Origin of the sequence: Streptomyces spectabilis (assembly GCF_008704795.1) — a bacterium.
Taxonomy (GTDB): Bacteria; Actinomycetota; Actinomycetes; order Streptomycetales; family Streptomycetaceae; genus Streptomyces; species Streptomyces spectabilis.
The window spans coordinates 1,776,843-1,791,586 of record NZ_CP023690.1; the positions used below are offsets into that span (position 1 = coordinate 1,776,843).

General features: G+C 68.5%; 26 protein-coding genes. 6 read left to right on the forward strand and 20 right to left on the reverse strand.

Annotated features, from left to right (window positions below; genetic code table 11):
- Positions 1–203: 203 nt before the first annotated feature.
- From CP982_RS07105 to CP982_RS07120, 4 genes are all read right to left on the reverse strand, one after another.
- A complete protein-coding gene (locus CP982_RS07105; RefSeq protein WP_150509711.1) occupies positions 204–389 on the reverse strand; it encodes a hypothetical protein in 186 nt (61 codons plus the stop codon).
- A gap of 227 nt (positions 390–616) precedes the next feature.
- Positions 617–862, reverse strand: a complete 246-nt coding sequence (locus CP982_RS07110) for a hypothetical protein (protein WP_150509712.1) — start codon at positions 860–862, stop codon at positions 617–619.
- A gap of 81 nt (positions 863–943) precedes the next feature.
- Positions 944–1,192 carry a hypothetical protein gene (locus tag CP982_RS07115; protein ID WP_150509713.1) on the reverse strand — a complete coding sequence of 83 codons (249 nt, stop codon included), beginning with the start codon at positions 1,190–1,192 and terminating at the stop codon, positions 944–946.
- Between the two features lie 5 nt (positions 1,193–1,197).
- Positions 1,198–1,422, reverse strand: coding sequence for a hypothetical protein (locus tag CP982_RS07120; RefSeq protein WP_150509714.1), 225 nt, complete (start codon positions 1,420–1,422; stop codon positions 1,198–1,200).
- Positions 1,423–1,587: 165 nt separating this feature from the next.
- On the opposite strand from CP982_RS07120, the gene CP982_RS07125 reads away from it, so the two are divergent.
- The gene (locus tag CP982_RS07125) at positions 1,588–1,809 is read left to right on the forward strand and encodes a hypothetical protein (protein ID WP_150509715.1); all 222 of its coding nucleotides are present in this window, start codon (positions 1,588–1,590) and stop codon (positions 1,807–1,809) included.
- An 11-nt stretch (positions 1,810–1,820) separates the two neighbouring features.
- On the forward strand, positions 1,821–2,033 hold the full coding sequence (locus CP982_RS07130) for a hypothetical protein (RefSeq protein WP_150509716.1): 213 nt from the start codon (positions 1,821–1,823) through the stop codon (positions 2,031–2,033).
- Between the two features lie 31 nt (positions 2,034–2,064).
- Here the strand turns inward: CP982_RS07130 and CP982_RS07135 are convergent, their stop codons facing one another.
- The 3 genes from CP982_RS07135 to CP982_RS07145 all read right to left on the reverse strand — a co-directional run bounded on the left by CP982_RS07135 (position 2,065) and on the right by CP982_RS07145 (position 3,126).
- Positions 2,065–2,490, reverse strand: coding sequence for a DUF6221 family protein (locus tag CP982_RS07135; protein ID WP_150509717.1), 426 nt, complete (start codon positions 2,488–2,490; stop codon positions 2,065–2,067).
- A complete protein-coding gene (locus CP982_RS07140; RefSeq protein WP_150509718.1) occupies positions 2,487–2,717 on the reverse strand; it encodes a hypothetical protein in 231 nt (76 codons plus the stop codon). Before CP982_RS07140 ends, CP982_RS07135 begins: the two co-directional genes overlap by 4 nt.
- A 181-nt stretch (positions 2,718–2,898) precedes the next feature.
- Positions 2,899–3,126, reverse strand: a complete 228-nt coding sequence (locus tag CP982_RS07145) for a hypothetical protein (RefSeq protein ID WP_150509719.1) — start codon at positions 3,124–3,126, stop codon at positions 2,899–2,901.
- Positions 3,127–3,165: 39 nt separating this feature from the next.
- Here CP982_RS07145 and CP982_RS07150 point away from each other — a divergent pair, with 39 nt between their 5' ends.
- The 3 genes from CP982_RS07150 to CP982_RS41565 are packed head-to-tail and all read left to right on the forward strand — an operon-like array spanning position 3,166 to position 4,660.
- Positions 3,166–3,510 (forward strand): DUF6233 domain-containing protein, encoded by a 345-nt coding sequence (locus CP982_RS07150; RefSeq protein WP_150509720.1) that lies wholly within the window; start codon positions 3,166–3,168, stop codon positions 3,508–3,510.
- Positions 3,511–3,551: 41 nt separating this feature from the next.
- Complete coding sequence (locus CP982_RS07155; RefSeq protein ID WP_150509721.1) at positions 3,552–4,442, forward strand: ATP-dependent DNA ligase; 891 nt, start codon at positions 3,552–3,554, stop codon at positions 4,440–4,442.
- 44 nt (positions 4,443–4,486) lie between these two features.
- Positions 4,487–4,660, forward strand: a complete 174-nt coding sequence (locus tag CP982_RS41565; RefSeq protein ID WP_170316293.1) for a hypothetical protein — start codon at positions 4,487–4,489, stop codon at positions 4,658–4,660.
- A 44-nt stretch (positions 4,661–4,704) separates the two neighbouring features.
- Here the strand turns inward: CP982_RS41565 and CP982_RS07160 are convergent, their stop codons facing one another.
- From CP982_RS07160 to CP982_RS07170, 3 genes are read right to left on the reverse strand one after another with little or no spacing between them, the layout of a single operon-like run.
- Positions 4,705–5,730, reverse strand: a complete 1,026-nt coding sequence (locus CP982_RS07160; RefSeq protein WP_150509722.1) for a site-specific integrase — start codon at positions 5,728–5,730, stop codon at positions 4,705–4,707.
- Positions 5,727–6,002, reverse strand: coding sequence for a hypothetical protein (locus CP982_RS07165; RefSeq protein WP_150509723.1), 276 nt, complete (start codon positions 6,000–6,002; stop codon positions 5,727–5,729). The genes CP982_RS07160 and CP982_RS07165 overlap by 4 nt, the downstream gene beginning before the upstream one ends.
- 1 nt (position 6,003) lies before the next feature.
- Positions 6,004–6,390 carry a hypothetical protein gene (locus CP982_RS07170; protein ID WP_150509724.1) on the reverse strand — a complete coding sequence of 129 codons (387 nt, stop codon included), beginning with the start codon at positions 6,388–6,390 and terminating at the stop codon, positions 6,004–6,006.
- 361 nt (positions 6,391–6,751) lie between these two features.
- Here CP982_RS07170 and CP982_RS07180 point away from each other — a divergent pair, with 361 nt between their 5' ends.
- Complete coding sequence (locus CP982_RS07180; RefSeq protein ID WP_150509726.1) at positions 6,752–7,030, forward strand: hypothetical protein; 279 nt, start codon at positions 6,752–6,754, stop codon at positions 7,028–7,030.
- Positions 7,031–7,357: 327 nt separating this feature from the next.
- Here the strand turns inward: CP982_RS07180 and CP982_RS41570 are convergent, their stop codons facing one another.
- Genes CP982_RS41570 through CP982_RS07225 form a run of 10 tightly spaced genes read right to left on the reverse strand, consistent with a single transcriptional unit; the run spans position 7,358 to position 14,744 of the window.
- The gene (locus CP982_RS41570; RefSeq protein WP_170316381.1) at positions 7,358–7,534 is read right to left on the reverse strand and encodes a hypothetical protein; all 177 of its coding nucleotides are present in this window, start codon (positions 7,532–7,534) and stop codon (positions 7,358–7,360) included.
- A gap of 13 nt (positions 7,535–7,547) precedes the next feature.
- Positions 7,548–7,880: a hypothetical protein gene (locus CP982_RS07185; RefSeq protein WP_150509727.1), complete on the reverse strand. Its 333-nt coding sequence runs from the start codon at positions 7,878–7,880 to the stop codon at positions 7,548–7,550.
- Positions 7,870–8,304: a hypothetical protein gene (locus CP982_RS07190; RefSeq protein WP_150509728.1), complete on the reverse strand. Its 435-nt coding sequence runs from the start codon at positions 8,302–8,304 to the stop codon at positions 7,870–7,872. Before CP982_RS07190 ends, CP982_RS07185 begins: the two co-directional genes overlap by 11 nt.
- Positions 8,305–8,646 (reverse strand): hypothetical protein, encoded by a 342-nt coding sequence (locus tag CP982_RS07195; protein ID WP_150509729.1) that lies wholly within the window; start codon positions 8,644–8,646, stop codon positions 8,305–8,307.
- Between the two features lie 5 nt (positions 8,647–8,651).
- Complete coding sequence (locus CP982_RS07200; RefSeq protein WP_229879477.1) at positions 8,652–9,566, reverse strand: peptidoglycan recognition protein family protein; 915 nt, start codon at positions 9,564–9,566, stop codon at positions 8,652–8,654.
- A 40-nt stretch (positions 9,567–9,606) separates the two neighbouring features.
- Positions 9,607–10,035, reverse strand: a complete 429-nt coding sequence (locus CP982_RS07205) for a hypothetical protein (protein WP_150509731.1) — start codon at positions 10,033–10,035, stop codon at positions 9,607–9,609.
- A gap of 10 nt (positions 10,036–10,045) precedes the next feature.
- Positions 10,046–10,666: a hypothetical protein gene (locus tag CP982_RS07210; RefSeq protein WP_150509732.1), complete on the reverse strand. Its 621-nt coding sequence runs from the start codon at positions 10,664–10,666 to the stop codon at positions 10,046–10,048.
- 10 nt (positions 10,667–10,676) lie between these two features.
- Entirely contained in the window at positions 10,677–11,417 is a 741-nt protein-coding gene (locus CP982_RS07215) for a hypothetical protein (RefSeq protein ID WP_150509733.1), read from the reverse strand.
- Positions 11,414–12,508 (reverse strand): DUF5047 domain-containing protein, encoded by a 1,095-nt coding sequence (locus CP982_RS07220; RefSeq protein ID WP_150509734.1) that lies wholly within the window; start codon positions 12,506–12,508, stop codon positions 11,414–11,416. Before CP982_RS07220 ends, CP982_RS07215 begins: the two co-directional genes overlap by 4 nt.
- Before the next feature lie 4 nt (positions 12,509–12,512).
- Entirely contained in the window at positions 12,513–14,744 is a 2,232-nt protein-coding gene (locus tag CP982_RS07225) for a hypothetical protein (protein ID WP_150509735.1), read from the reverse strand.

Here is a 14,744-nt window from a genome sequence, read left to right on the forward strand (position 1 = left end):
GGAGATCAACAGGCGGATTCGTGCGTTGTGGCCGCACCGGGATGCGCGGCTGTCACGGGAGGATCGGGCCGTGTACGAGCAGCTGCTGGAGGAGTGGGCGCACGCTATCCGCGAAGGCGTCGTCGAGGCGGCGTGACGTAGGCTGACATGCTGAAGCCCCGGCCCACTTACCCTGGGCCGGGGCTTCAGCATGGTCGGTATGGTCAGCGCTCTGCTTGCTCGGCCAGTGCCACAACAGCGCTCGGGTCGAGTTCCGGGCCGGGCCGATCGCCTTGGTAGTTGCCGCCACAGGAGCAGTGGGCGCCCGCGTAGATGTAGCAGTGGGTGAAGTGCGGGCCGTCAGGGAGTTCGCTGCCGTTCGTCAGCGTCTGCTGCATGAGAAAGTTCATGATCGAGCTGTCTTCCTACTCGGCGTGCCATTTCGTTGCCGGTTCATACCTAGCGGCTTGCAGACGGGGCCGCCGGGCGACGGGGCGCCCAGCCGCCACGGCCTTGCGAGGGCCCTATTGTTCGGCGCCGATGTCGGCGACGTCTTCCTCGGTCAGGTGGTAGCGGACCATGTCGACGCGATCGATCGTCAACGCGTAGTGCGGGTGCCCGCGCTTGATCACTCGCACTACGCGTTGGCCGCCGCGACCCCGTCGAACCAGCGCGAGGCAGTCGGCGCACCACTTCTCGCCGGCTTGTCGAGCTTCAGAGGCACCTCGCGCTTGCCGCTGCTTATGACGATGCCGTCTTCGCCGCTGCATGCGATGCGCTGGAAGATGGCTTCAGGATCGGAGCCGATAGGCTTGTGCCAGATCAACTTTTCCGTGACCGCTCCAGGGCCGGTCACTCGTTCTGAGACAGCCAGCATGGTCATGTCCTCTCTATTCGGCGTGCACCGGGTCGGTCCCGGCGTGCTGGACTCGGTACGGGAACTGCAGCGGCAGCAGAGACATGGTCAGCCCTCCTGTGCGGCGTCAGGGAGCTGTGCACGGCCAGCGTCGGTGATGGTCAGCGGCCGCTTGAGGCCTGCTTCCGCGCCCCACTCCGCCCAGCCAGCACGCACCAGTGCGGCGGCGGTGGCGGCCGTGATCCGCTTGCCCTCGCGGTAGGCGCTGGTGTCGGCGAAGGCCCGGGAGCTGCGGTACGCCGAGCCGTCGGCGAGCAAGTGCAGCGCGGCGATCTGCGCCTGCGTCGGCTTCTTCATGGGCATCACTTCTCTTTGATGAGGGCGGCGAGGGTTCGGAGGTCATCCATGGTCAGGCCGGTGCGGATGCCGTCGCCGTAGATGCCGGTGGTGGCTTCCACGGCCATCCACTCGCCGGGGGTCTCAGCATGGGCGGCCAAGGTGTGGTGCAGGCGCTCCAGCGGCGTGGTGGGTGCAGGGCCGAGGCGCTCGATGGTCTCCTGCTGGATGCGGCGGTGGCTGCTGGGCATGATCAGCTCTCCTCGGTGACGTCGGTGATTTCGAAGCTGAAGGCGCATCGTCAGCGTGTACGCCTTCATGGTCGCTCCTCTTTGCCGGGCTACAGCCTATTGGTGGCTTGCCACCAAGATGACAGATCCTTTGACTGGTGGCAAGCCACCTGAGAAGATGCACTCATGCCCACCCCCGAAGAACGCCGCAAGCAACACCGACACCGCCATAAGCAACGCGTTCTACGCGGCATCAGCGACGAGCTCTGGGGCTCGTTCGCCGCCGCCATCCCAGCTGACAGCGACCGCTCCGCCGAGGTCCGCCAGTTCATCGAGTGGTACGTCCGGCGCCCCGGCGCCGAGCTCCCCAAGCGCGCCGAAGCCGGGCCGGACGACGAGATCACTTAAGATTCAACAACGTGGCTGACTTCAACATCCCCGACGACTTGATCGAGCTGGAACGTTCCGCCTGGGAGCAGATCCAGGCCGGGACGCTGACCGTGGAGACCGCGCAGGCAGTGCAGCAGCGGATCACGGAGGTCGCCGCCGAGACCGGACAGCCGCGCAACGACGTCGAAATTCAGGTCAAGCGGATCGTCCGGAACCCGGAGCTGGAGGACGGCACCACTTGATCACTCTGCGCAAAGTGATCACAGAGGGTTCTTACAGGCGCCACTCTTCGCGGTAGCCCGGCCGACCAGCGTAGGGCAGGGCGAGCAGGCAGAGAACGCCATGCAGTACGTCGCGCTGATGGATGGCCGTTTCCTGCTTCATCGTCGCCATGAGATCGTCCTGCCCCTCGGCTCGCAGCCGGGCAACGAGAGTAGTGAGCTCCTCCACACGCTTGGCAGCCGTGGCGTGCGCCGCAATCACCTTGCGCTTGGCATCGATTTCGCGCAGCACCCGTGCCGGATCGTGCCGCTCTGCGTGCTCCAGTTCCACGGGGCGCAGGAGGGATGCGTCGCCCGCTTCCTCATCGTCGAGCGGCCGCGCAAGCCTCCATTCCGAGCTGCGCCCTGCCGCTCTCTTGGCGATCCGCTCGTCCTCGTTGAGCTGGTCGCGCAGCCACTGCGCCGGGTTGTCGCTCACGGGCGTTCCTCGATCAGGCCGCGTGACTGGCCGACGGCGCGTCCCAGGCGGACGGTCAGCTTCCACTCGCCCAGGCCGTCGGAGAGGTCGGGATCGCTCGGCTCGATCCACCCGAACTGTGTGGTCGTCCGCGTGCGGCTGCCGTCGGACTCCATGAACTTGATCGTCGCTTCACCCAGTTCGTTCCAGGTGATCTCGACTTCGCGTACCTCGGTCTCAGGCTCCACGGCCCCTCCAAGTCGTGCGCCTCGCCCGGGTATCACTCCGGGCGAGGCGTTGCGCTGCAGCCAGCATGCGCGGATATCGATGCCCTCACGGTAGCGGCCACTACTGACAACACCGCCGGCCCCGGCGACGGGGCGGTGAGGCCAGCGGCGTTCGAGTGGGCGAGCGGGGCTCCGTCGCTGCTCATTCCGTATGGTCGGCGGCTTCGGATGCGGTCGGCGGCCAGGTTTTCAGGACCCGGTAGGAGTCGCCGCGGCGTTCGGCGAGTTCGACGGTGCTCCCTGGGCGGCCATGCTTTCCGATCACTGCGGAGTACTTGGTCGTCGCGGTGGCGAGGCTGCCCCACCAGCCGATCAGGGTGGGTTTTCCGCTGGTGGTGAGGGTGACACGGTATCTGTCTGGGTCGTTCACGGGTGCAGTGTAGATCCAGCCACGCCTATAATCGAACACATGCACGACACTGCTCCTGAGTCACCCCGCCTCACCGCGCTCCGCTTCCTCGAACGCGTCCAGGTCGGCGATCTCGAGCGCACCCGGCGATGGATCGCGGCCGAAGAACAACGCGAGACCGAACGCGCCCGCGGGGCCGCCGCCCGGCCGCCGACCCCGGACTGGCTGCTGGAGACCGGCGTCGGCCGCGACAGACTCCCCGTGTACGTGCACGTCGGCGGCTGTCACATGGCTGGCAAGCGCAGCAAGGGCGTCGACCGCGGCGAAGCGCTGCACAAGCTCGCCGAGGGCGTAGAAGCGTGTCCGCACTGCCGACCCGACAAGGAGCTCGGGTTCCTGGAGTAGCCCAGCAGGCGTCGCCGCGCAGCTGGCCGGAGGCTGGCTATGTGCTCCCCTTCCCTGTCCGTGTCGCGCTTGCCGAGCCGGTCACCGACCTGCCGCACGGCGAGTACGCATTCGAGTGGAAACTCGACGGGCACCGGCTACTCCTCGCAAGCACTGAGGTGGGCCCGCTCGTCCAGGCCGGGCGTTCCGGCCGCAACATCACCGGCCTCTTTCCCGACCTTGCCGCGGTCGCCGAGCGGCTCGAGGTCGGCACGGTCCTCGACGGTGAAGGCGTCGTCCACAATGACGGCCGCATCGACTTCGGGGCCATGCAGTCCCGGGCCCTCGCCGCCCCACGCCGCGCCGCCGACCTCGCCCACCGGCTGCCCGCGCACTTCGTTGCCTTCGACGTGATCGTCGACCGCGGGCAGGACCGGCGAGGCTGGCCGTATCACCGGCGCAGGGCGCTCCTTGAGGACCTCGTCGCCCCCATCGGCCCACCCCTGCAGGTCGTGCCGATGACGCGGGACCGGGCACAGGCCCTCGCATGGCTGGCGGATGAGGACCTGGCCGCGGCCGGAGTGGAGGGCGTGCTCGCCAAGCCATGGACGCAGGCCTACCCGGGAGGGCGCCGCGGCTGGCTGAAGCTGAGACCGTCAGCGCCTCGGGATGCTGTGGCCGTCGGCTACACCGGCCGGGCACGGGCGCCGGCCCGGCTCATCATCGATTTCGGCGACCATCTGGCGCTGTCCACGCCGCTCAGCGTCGAGCTCCGCCACCACCTGGCACAGGCCCTCCAGGCGAGCACCAGCAGACGCCCGGAGACGGCGCGACTGGAGGACGGGACCGAGTACTGGCAGCTGCCCCAGCCCCTGTCCGTAGAGGTCGACCATGGCACGACACGGCACGCGGCAACCACCGTGCGCCGACTCCGCCCCGACCTCGCCGACTAGACAGCCATCCGTCGATTGTCAGTGCCACCAGCGATGATGCCCTCATGACCACCACCACGATGATCAGCTACAAGCTCGACTGGACCGACCCCGACGGCACCACCCACACCGCCGTCGCCAGCTACGACAAACCCAGCGCCAAGCACCGGCAGAAGGAACTCGAAGCCGACGGCTGCACAGCGGTGACCATCAGACAGGTCAAACCCGGCGAGCTCTGACACGCGTGAGCTCGCCTCGCTTCGGGGCGGGCACGCGTCGGACGTCAAAGCCCGATGTCCTCGGATGCGGCGTCGGTCCATTTGTCGGCTTCGCGGATGTAGCCCCAGAAGGCGGGGCTGTTCTCGGCGTGACCGGACTGGGCACGGATCTTCTCTTCGCGCTTGCCTGCCTTGCGGCTGGTGGTGATGAATCCGGATCGCATGGAGTGTCCGGTGAGGCGGACGGCGACGCCTGCGCGTTCGGCATTGCGGGCGATGATCTCGCGGCAGGCTTCAGCGGACAGGGCATGGTCGCCCATGTGCCCCCAGACGTCGATGGGTAGGAAGGCGGGCCCGGTGGTGATCCCAGATGCCGCACGCCAGGTGAGCCAAGCGCGGACGGGGCAGGTGTCGGCGCTCTTGCCGTAGCTGACAACGACGTCCCGGGGCGGGCGACCCTTCACGGCGGGGACGTGGACTTCGAGTCCTTGGCTTACGAGGCCGATGCCGTCATCCCTGAGGGCGGCGACTTCGGCGGAGCGTCCGGCGATAGCGAAGGCCATGAGCCAGAGGGCTCGGTCGCGGAGTCCGGTGAGTCCGTCGGCGACGGCGGCGTTCATCTGCCGCAGCTGCTCCGGCGTGACGGCGGCTGCTTTACCGCGCCCGCGCGCCATGCGTTCGGGGTCGTTCTTCATCGGCTTGAGCGCTTGCCGGGCTGCGACGGTGGCGGCCTTGGGGACCTCGACGCCGAGCCCGCGTGCGGTGACGGTGACGCCGGTGATCCTGCGGTCGATGGACGTCGGTGCGGCGAGTTTGATCGTGTCGAGCCAGACGACGAAGCCGACGAGGGTGCCTTTGGTGACGTCGGTCAGGGCGATGCGGTGGCCGGTCTGTTCGGTGAGCCAGTCGTGGAATTCGGTCCAGAGGTTCCAGTCGTTGGCGTAGCCGCGTTTCGTGTTGTGTGGGCGGATGGCGTCGAGGTGTTGTTCGGCGGCCTGCTCCATCGCGGCGAGGACGGCGAGGGTTGCGGCGTCGCGGACGGCGGGGACGGCGGGGGCGGCGTCCGGCTGCTGCGGAACGAGGTCGGTCACGGCTGGTACTCCTCGACCACGCCGAGGATGGCAGTGAGCTGCTGCCGGTGCCCGCACGGGAACTCGCCGATGCCGCAGGCGCACACGGTGGCCGCTCGCCAAAGATCTTCACCCGTCACGGGGTCCTTGCGTATGCCGCCCGTGACCCACGTCAGTACGGGGCGGTGCCAACTGAGGGCCAGCCGGGCGACATCTTTCAGCTGGCTGACGCCGTCGGGGCGCTTCTCCGCGCGGGCGATGAGATCCGACAGCGGGTCGTAGGGCTCCGTCACGTCAGCTCGCCTTCCGTCGGTCTTCAAGGCGCGGTATGTCGAGTGCTTGGTGGTCCGCCCGGTCCGCTGCGGCGAGCAGCGCCATCGCGAGCTGCCGCGCATCGGAGGCGTACAGCGGAACGAAGTCAATGCCGGGATACATCGACTCGGGGGTGGAGACGTACACCAAGCCGTCGGCGGTGTTCTGCTCGTCAACGGTGCGGATCACCCACACCTTCTCCTTGGTGCCGCCCTGTGGCGTCATCTCACGCAGATCCCACTCATGGCCGGGCCACTGATGATCGGGGGGATTGATGCGGGTCGGCTTGGGGCGCTCGGCACTGCCAGCCATGGACGTGAGGCGCTGAAGTTCGCGGCGGATCTCTCCGAGTGTCAGGTCGTCAGCCATAGCTAATTGTACCGTTTTTTCGCCCGCGATATAGCATGTTATCGAGAGTCATCCATGGTCAACTCCTAGCGCTTCAGGGAACGTTATGCGCTAGCTTCCTCGCTGTTCTCCCTCGCCTTCCGCGCCAGGACCCTGTCGACCGCGGGTGCGAGGATGCGCCGGAGCCAGTCGATGAGTTCGGGTGACGGCTCAGGTGCTTGGGCTACGCGGGCGTGGATGTGGGCGATGCAGTCGTCGCCGAGGATGCGACGGCGTTCTTCGGGGGTCATGCCCGGCTATCGATGCGGGCCGAAGGAGGACACGATGCGCCTGTGGACGGTGCTGTGGATTTCCGGCTTGACGGCGTCGGTAGGTTCGCGGCATGAGCGCGTACCGAGGAACTGTGATCCTTCTGCTGGACGGCGACGAGAGGCCTGCCGCGGCAGGCGACTTGCGTAGGGACGAGGCCGGTTCGTGGGGTGGCAGCCTCGCGTTCCCCGTCGAGGCGCGGACGCCGCATCTGCTGAACCTGACCGAGGGGCGGCTGTCGATCCGCGGCCAGGAGGGTTCGTTCGTGCGCCCGGACACGTCGGACTGGGTGAACTCCCCCACCGGCCAGTTCCGCATCCGGATCGAGGGCAGCGGCGACGCCCCGTTCTGAGCAAGGGAAAACCCCGCCCCTGCGAGGGGGCGGGGTGGGTTGCGCGGGCTCCGAGAGCCTTGACCGTCGAGCGGTTCCGGCGTGCGCGCCCTGCCGTGCTTCAACTGTACGGCCAGATCCTCAACAAGTGGCCCTGGTTCCCCAACTGAACGGCGTCGTCGACAACGCCGGAGGGCCGTCGCCCGTCGGCTCCGGCCCTCCTATCCACTAGCCGCACGCGCGCACCGGGCGGTGGATACGTCCCGCGCGCGGGCTTTACAGGCCAGCGGCTGCAGCCAGGATACGACGAAGCGCCCCGCCGCCTGCCGAAGCAGGGGCGGGGCGACGTCAGTTGGAGGCGGCTTCCTCAGCAGCGCCCACGGCCAGCTCCGTCGCCGGTGGGGCGGGGGGCGATATGGGTGCGGGTTCGGGGGGTGGTTCGGTGAGGCCGAGGTCGACGAGGGAGCCGAGGTCGGCGGCCGTGTTGTCGCGGCGGCGGGCCAGTGGCCGCGGGGGCTCGGGCATCGCACTCCAGTTCTCACACGTCGATGTGGTCGAGGTAGGGGCGGGCCCGCTCCGGGATCGGTTTCGCCAGTGGGGGATCGAGTCCGGCCTTACGGATGGTTCGGACGAGGCTGCGGCGGTCGACGACGAGCCAGGAGATCGCCGCCCCCTGCCCGGTGATCTGGTCCTGCTGCTCGCGCTGGCGGCCTTCCAGCCGCTCGATGTCCCGGTCCATCCGATTGGTGACCACAGTGAAATCGTCGCGGCGTTCCTGGCGTGGTGTCCGGCGGGCCGCGCGGGCTGCCCAGAGCCCGCAGATACCGGTCACTGCGGTGACCACTACTGATGCGATCGTTTCAGTGCCCATCCGCGGCCCTCAATCTCTTGGGCCGGGGCGGCTCACGCCATCCGGCCACGACGATCACCGGTACGGCGATGACTCCCCAGATGAGGGCGGCGACCCAGCCGCGCTCGAACTCCCCCATGATCCAGGCAGCTGCATACGCGCCCATCCACGGCAGCACGATCAGGACCAGGGCCACGAATCCGGGTGCGTCACGGCCTTGCGGCAGCCACGAGAAGACAACCGCCAGCAGCCCTGTCGCGATCCACATCCAGGCCCACGCGTCGAGCGGGATCCGGTCCAGGAGCAGGCGCAGGCCCCGCTGGTCGGGCTGCGGTGACACGAGCTGCCCGTACCCGTAGAGGGCCCACACGGTGCCGTAGCAGAGAAGGATGGCGCCGCGGCGGCCGAGTATCCGGGCCAGCCGACGGGCCGCGCGGCAGCGCACTCAGACTCCAGCCGGAGGCCGCGCTGGGGACACCTGCCCGCGTGTGAGAAGCGCCAGCATCGCGAGAACGAGGGCGTTGACGGCGCCGACGGTCTCCTGGGAAACGTCGAAACCGTAGGCGGCGAGAAGGGCGAAACCGGCTGCGGCCAGGCCCGTGAACGCGCTGGGGGCGACGGGCCGGGTGATGGCGGCCGTGGCCGCGGCGAACACCGCGGAGATAACGGCGACGACCGCGGCGGCCTGCTCGGCGGACAGTCCGTCGAAGCCGAAACTGACGACGAGGGAGAGCGCGGCGCTGACGGTGGCGATGATGAGGGCTGGCTCGCGGCCGAAGAGTTTCATGGTGCTCACTTCCAGTACAGGCCGCGGCAGCGCGCGGTGGTGATGGTGATGGCTCTCATGTCGTCGGGGTCGAGAGGGAAGTAGGCGATCTCGAAGCGGAGCTTCTCGGTCGGCTTGATGGAGCCGACGTTGTGGAAGTCCGCGAACGTGGCCCCTGCGGTGGCGACGCGTTCGGTGATGCCGCCGAGCCAGCGGGTGTTGTCCGAGCGCAGGTGGTAGAAGCGGCCCTGCAGGGTGGAGCCTTCGGGGACGCTGCCGGTGACCTGCACCATCGCCTGGTAGATGCTGGCGCCCTTGAGGAGATCCACGCTCTCGATGGACAGGGTGGTCCACTTGTCGGGGGCAAGGGTGCGGTCGGTCTCGTCGTACAGGCCGAGCGTGTGCGGCACGTCGTCCTCCTGCGGGGGTGTCGGGGTCTTGCCGGTCGCGCGGGCGACGATCCCCGGGAACACGACCTCCTTGAATTGCCTGATGCGGGCCTGCCCAGGGCAGGCCGTGCCGGACGTTGACCACTGCGGGAACAGGGAGTGGTAGCCGTAGCCCGGGTCGGAGTGGGAGCGGCAGATCCGCAGCGGGAGGCCGTGCGTCTGGTGCAACCACACGCCGATCGCGATCAGGTCTTCGACCTGCTTGTCGTTCCATGGGTCGGAGCCGGAGGTGTTCGAGGCTGTCTCTGCGGACACGGCCCCGGTGCCGTCGGACCTGCGGTTCGCGCCCGCGTTGGCGTCTGCCCGCGTCTCGGTGCCGATGTACTGGCCGACCGTTCCTTCGTAGTCGACGCCGAAGTGGGACTCCAGCGAGGTGCTGTCGCGCCAGTACTCGTAGGTGCGGCGGGCCGTCCACGGCGCGATGATCGAGTGGACGATGAACTGCGTCGGTCGGATCGCGGGCTGCGCATCGGACTCAGGCTGCAGCTCCATCTTGACAGCGCCCGGATACCAGGCCATGGGCCGCCCCTTTCTAGTAGTCCCAGGTTGTGGCGACGAACTGGGCGTGGCCGACGGACGCTGGCTCGTGGTGGTCGTGCCAGACTTCGATGCCGACGGGGACACCGGACTCGCCCCAGAAGCACCAGGTGCTGGTGGACCAGTCACGGCCGGGGGTGTCGAGTTGGTCTTCGGCGCCGGTGTCGTCGGATTCCCCGAACGGGTCACGGACGAAGCGGGCCATGAACTGTCGGGGCCGGGTGTCGCCGGGAGGCAGGCTGAGGGGTTCCCAGCGGATGCCGCGGCCCCAGATGAAGTCGCCGCCGAACGGCGGCATGATCAGCGCAGGGGGCCTGTGCATGTGCCGGTCGTTGCGGACAGCCCGGTCGAACGTCAGCAAGGTCCACGAGTTCGGCCAGATGACCTGCGGGGTGTCGCGGTACAGCTTGCACTGCGTGGCCACGGCGTCCTCCTCAGAGGCTGACGATGACGCCGTTGAAGCCGATCCATGGTGGCTTGACGGATGATCCGAATCCGTAAACCTGCAGGTAGCCGTCGGTCTGCACGTCAAGCTTGAGGGCGATGCGATCACTGCTGATGTCCGAACAGGGAATCAGCACAGTGCGCAGCGTCGACGGCCGCACCACGGACGGCAGGGCAGTGGAGTTGATGACGTAGGAGCTCGGCGGTGACGAGGGGTACGAGGTGCGGTTCACCGCGCCGCGCAGTTGCAGCGACTCCTCACCGGAGATGTTGAGGAGCCGGTACTGCAGATTGCCGTTGCTGTTGCCGTTCTGAGTGAAACCCGAGGCCAGCGAGATCGTCGTCCAAGCAGAGGCGCCCGTAGAGACCGCGACCCACGACGTGCCGTCGTACACGTCCAGGCGGTTGACGTCCTGCAGCCACGTCTGCATGCCCTCGACCGGCGCCGCCGAGCCGACGAGCGTCGCGGCCCGCGCGCTCGCCGAGGCGAAACGCATGACGCCGCGCTGAGCCAGGGCGTTGGCAATGTCGCGGGCGAGCTTGCCCGCGTCGGGCTGGTCGGTCAGGCTGGCGATCTGGATGCCCTGCCCGTAGTCGTCCGTGATCGGCAACTGGGCCTCCTTATGAGATGCGTGTGAGGCGCAGCCACGAGTCGGTGTAGACGGTGGTGGCGGTGCCGCCGGTGTTGCCCTGGGACCACTGGAGGGCGTAGGTGCCGCCGGTTCCCTGGACGCGGAGGGTGCCGGCCAGCAGCACCGAGTACTCCCCCGCGGCTGACGTCGTGCCGGAGAAGTTCCTGGGCTGAGCGACGTCGTTGGTTTCGGTGCGGATGGAGTAGCCGCTGGTGGACTGGCCGGTGGTGCCCAGGCCCATGCCGTGTCCGGTCCACTCCCCGAGCGCGCTGGCCGGCACGGTCCAGTCGATGGTGATGTCGAGGTCGACGAGCGCCGAGTATTTGATCCAGCCGTCCATCGCGTAGGTGGCGTTCGCGGCGACGGTGAACACGAGGTGGGGGTCGTCTGTGGGTGTGGCCGTGTTGGTGCGGGACGTGTCCGCGGTTTTCAGGGCGATCCGGGACTGCCCGATGCCGAAGTTGCTGTTCGAGGTGCGGCCTGCGGCGAGCCAGTTCCCGGCGGAGGACTGGGTGATGACGATGAGGTCGCCGACGGTGGGCAGGGGATAGCTGTCGAGGCAGCGGCAGGTGACGCCGTCCGCGGTGACGGTTCCGTCGCCGGGGGCGGCGGTGACGGTGGCGAGACGCCAGTCCGCGCCGCGGATCGCCGGGGTCGTGGCTCCGACCCTCTGAGCGGAGTGAACGACGGCATCGGCCAGGTCGCGTGCCGAGGAGAAGGAGGAGCTCACTCGTCCTCCTTCGCCGAGATAGTAGTGATCGGGAAGTCACCGCCAGCAGGATCGAGAGGCACGCTGAACGACTGCACTTGGTGGAGTTCGCGGGTGCCGTCCGGGTGAACAACGCGGATCACGTCGCCTGGCTCGAGCGCCGGATTCGGCAGGGCAGAGAAGTCACCCGACGCGTTAGGGGCCTTGCTGGCCTTGAGCTTGAGGCCAGCCGCCTGCGCGCACGCCTCCTCCGTGACCAGCGTCGAGGAGGCGTAGAACATTGGCCGGCGCCCGTAGGGTCCGCCCCAGTGCGTCGGCGAGTTCGGGTCGTCGTCCGTGGCCAGGTAGGAGACGGGCGGCACGTTCTCCTCGGTGTTCTCGCCGCGAGCGAGGACGCCGTTATAGACGTTGGTGCTGCTCATGGCGCGGCTACCGGTGACGTATACGCCGCCCTCGGCTGCGGCGACCTCCCACACGGCAGGCGTCGTCGTCAGCTCCGGCAGCGTGGCGATCACGAATTCGCCGTCCGCGTTGGCGTAGCACTCGGCCCCTGCCGCGGCGGCGATCTCCTGCACGCCAGCCCACGGGTCCGCCTCGATGTCGAAAGTCCTGGCGCCGATGGGGGCGTCGGCGATGGCGCTGATGACGGCAGCATCCGGCAGGCTGCGCTGGATGAGCCCGGTGATCGCACCGACGACCGTGCCGGTGGCTTTGTAGGGCTCGGTGAACTTGTCGTCAGCGACCACAGCGGAGAGGTCTTTGCCGGTCAGGGTGATGGGGCCCTCGGTGACGTCTCCCTCGACGGAGTCGAGGCGGAACACGCCGAGTGGTACGAGCTCCGTGGTGCCGTCGCCGTAGTCGACGCCGCGCGCGATCCTCAGCTTGGCCCCGTACACGGCCAGTTGATCGGTAGGCGTGCGCGGGATGAGGGACACGTCGGCGCCGGTAACCGTGCAGGTACGGCGGGTCGCCTGCCCGCGGTCCACCGGAACACTGCCACCCGTGTGCTCCAGCTCGACAACGCTGCCGTCGGTCCGGAACAGCTGGACGCGCGTGACAGGAGTGTGGGACTCGGCGAGGCGCGGCAGGAACCGGTCTGAGACGGGATACACGACGTCACCCCGTTCTGCGGTCGAGGAGCACGTCCTCCCAGCTGGCGTAGGTGTCGAGCACCGCCTGCCAGCTGTCGAACTCGGCAAGCACGTCCTGCCATGTGCGGCCTGCGCTGGAGCCGACGCCGGTGGTGACGGGCATGTCCGTCTCGGTCAGCGGCAGCGTCCACGCCCGCCACAGATCCATCGCCGTGGCCCCCGTGCGGGCCTCGGTGACCTGGGCGACGGACACGTACATGTCGGCAACGCCCATACCGGGGACGGCCTGCCACAGCAGAGTGGCGCCGGAATCGAGGATCCAGTGCAGCGCCGCCCGCTCGTCGTCGGTCCGGGTCCACACCGTCAGCTCGCCCTCCAGCCCGCCGCGGCTCGACGAGAGGACGACTGCGTTGCGGCGGCCCTTGACCCGGTACGGGGTCTGATCGATGGGCCGCTGCCAGTCCGGCGCCCGCTGCACCATCACTGTGACGTTCCGCTGCGGATTGCCGGGATCCTTCAGCCAGGCGAGGTTGATGTCGCCTGCGGGGATGGTGACGGTGTCGGAGCTGCGGGTGGACGGGCTCGTCGAGTCGGGCTCGTACAGCTCGATCCGGTACGCGACCGGTACGCCGATCGGCGCCTCGTAGTCCTCGATGACCAGCAGATCCGACGTAATCAACGTGTAGTTGAGGAGACCCGACGTGCCACGCACGAGGGTGCGGGAGCCGTCGGACGCCTCCCGGTACACGCTGATGTAGTAGTCGAGTGGCAGTTCCCGCAGCGTCAGCGTGATGCTGGCGGTCGACTCGACGACCTCCACCGCTGTGAGCGGCAGGGCCTCCCACAGCGCTGCCACGTCCACGTACATGCCGGAGCTGGATGCGGAGGCGGTGACGGTCAGCTCGATTGCGCCCTGCGTGGCGGTGGCGGGCACCGTCGCGTCGGTGGCCATCGCCCACCAGTCGCTGGCCGGCAGGTTGTAGCTGGTACCGCCCGTCGTCCCCAGGTCCACGTTGGCCGCGTCGTACCAGCGGACCTTGACGTTGACCGACGTCCAGGAACCCGCCGACCGGCTCGCGATGATCTGCGCCCGATAGCTCGTGTCCGCAGGCGCCGCGAACCGCCCCGACCTGATGACACTGGCCGTGGCCGTTGAGGACGTGACCGCGAGGGCGTAGGCACCCTCCCAGTACGCGGCGCCCCATGGCGTCGAGCGGGAGATCGTCGCCACACCGGAGGCAACCGTCCACCCTGCAACACCTTGCTCAAAGCTGCCGTCGGCGTAGGGGAGGATCGTCCCGGCCTGGAGCTCCGGGGCGACGGTGACGACCGCGCCCTCCAGACGCAGCACCTGCCCGGCCGCAGCGCCGTTGATCCCGGCCGCGATGGAGCAGGTGGCTGCGTTGGCGGGGGCGATGCCGGAGGCGCGCTGCCGGTACCAGCCCTGCCCCGGCGACGGCTGCACCAGACTCGAGCGGGCGGCCGAGACCTGGTTGCCGTTGACGTCGTAGTAGCGCAGCTCCACCCACGTGTCCGCCGCCAAGGTCGGCGGGTTGAGGTAGATGTAGGCCCGATAGTCGGTACCCGGGGTGACCACGGGCCGATCCGTGGAGACCGCCGCAGCGTTACCGGCACCGGTGGCGGTGATCGCGATGACGTGGCCGCCGACCAAGTAGTTGTCGACGGCCCACGCCACCGCGGGAACCTGCCTGGTGACGCCCGCGTTGACCTCCGCCGTCCACCCCGACGCGTCGACCTCAGCGGTCTCCGTGCCGAACGCGAAGAGATTGCCAGTCGTTCTGATCGGCAGTCCAAGGTAGACGTTCTCCCAGAACTGGTTGACGTTCCCGGCAGCCGGTGTGGACGACAGCAGGACCTGCGCCTGCGTCGCCCCCGCCGGCGCCGCGCCCGCCACTCCTACCCGATGCCAGGTCGCGGAGGCGGACGCCGTGGACAGCGACCACGTCACCGAGATCTCCGTGCCGGTCGCAGTGAGCCAGCGGATCCCGATCCGCTCCACCACGACGCCTGCCGCATCACCGAACGTCTGGTAGACGGTGCCGGCGGTGACGGGGTACGACGAGACCGTGCGGGCCTGCATCTCCCCCGCCGCGACACTCTTGACGATCAGGCAGCCGTCACCAATCCGACCGCCCGTGCCCTTGCTGAGGGTGCAGTTCAGCTTCGGCGTCCAGCCGGAGGTGTTCGGGTCGATCTCCGACGTCGTCGCCGACAGCATGTTCCCGGGGATCGCCAT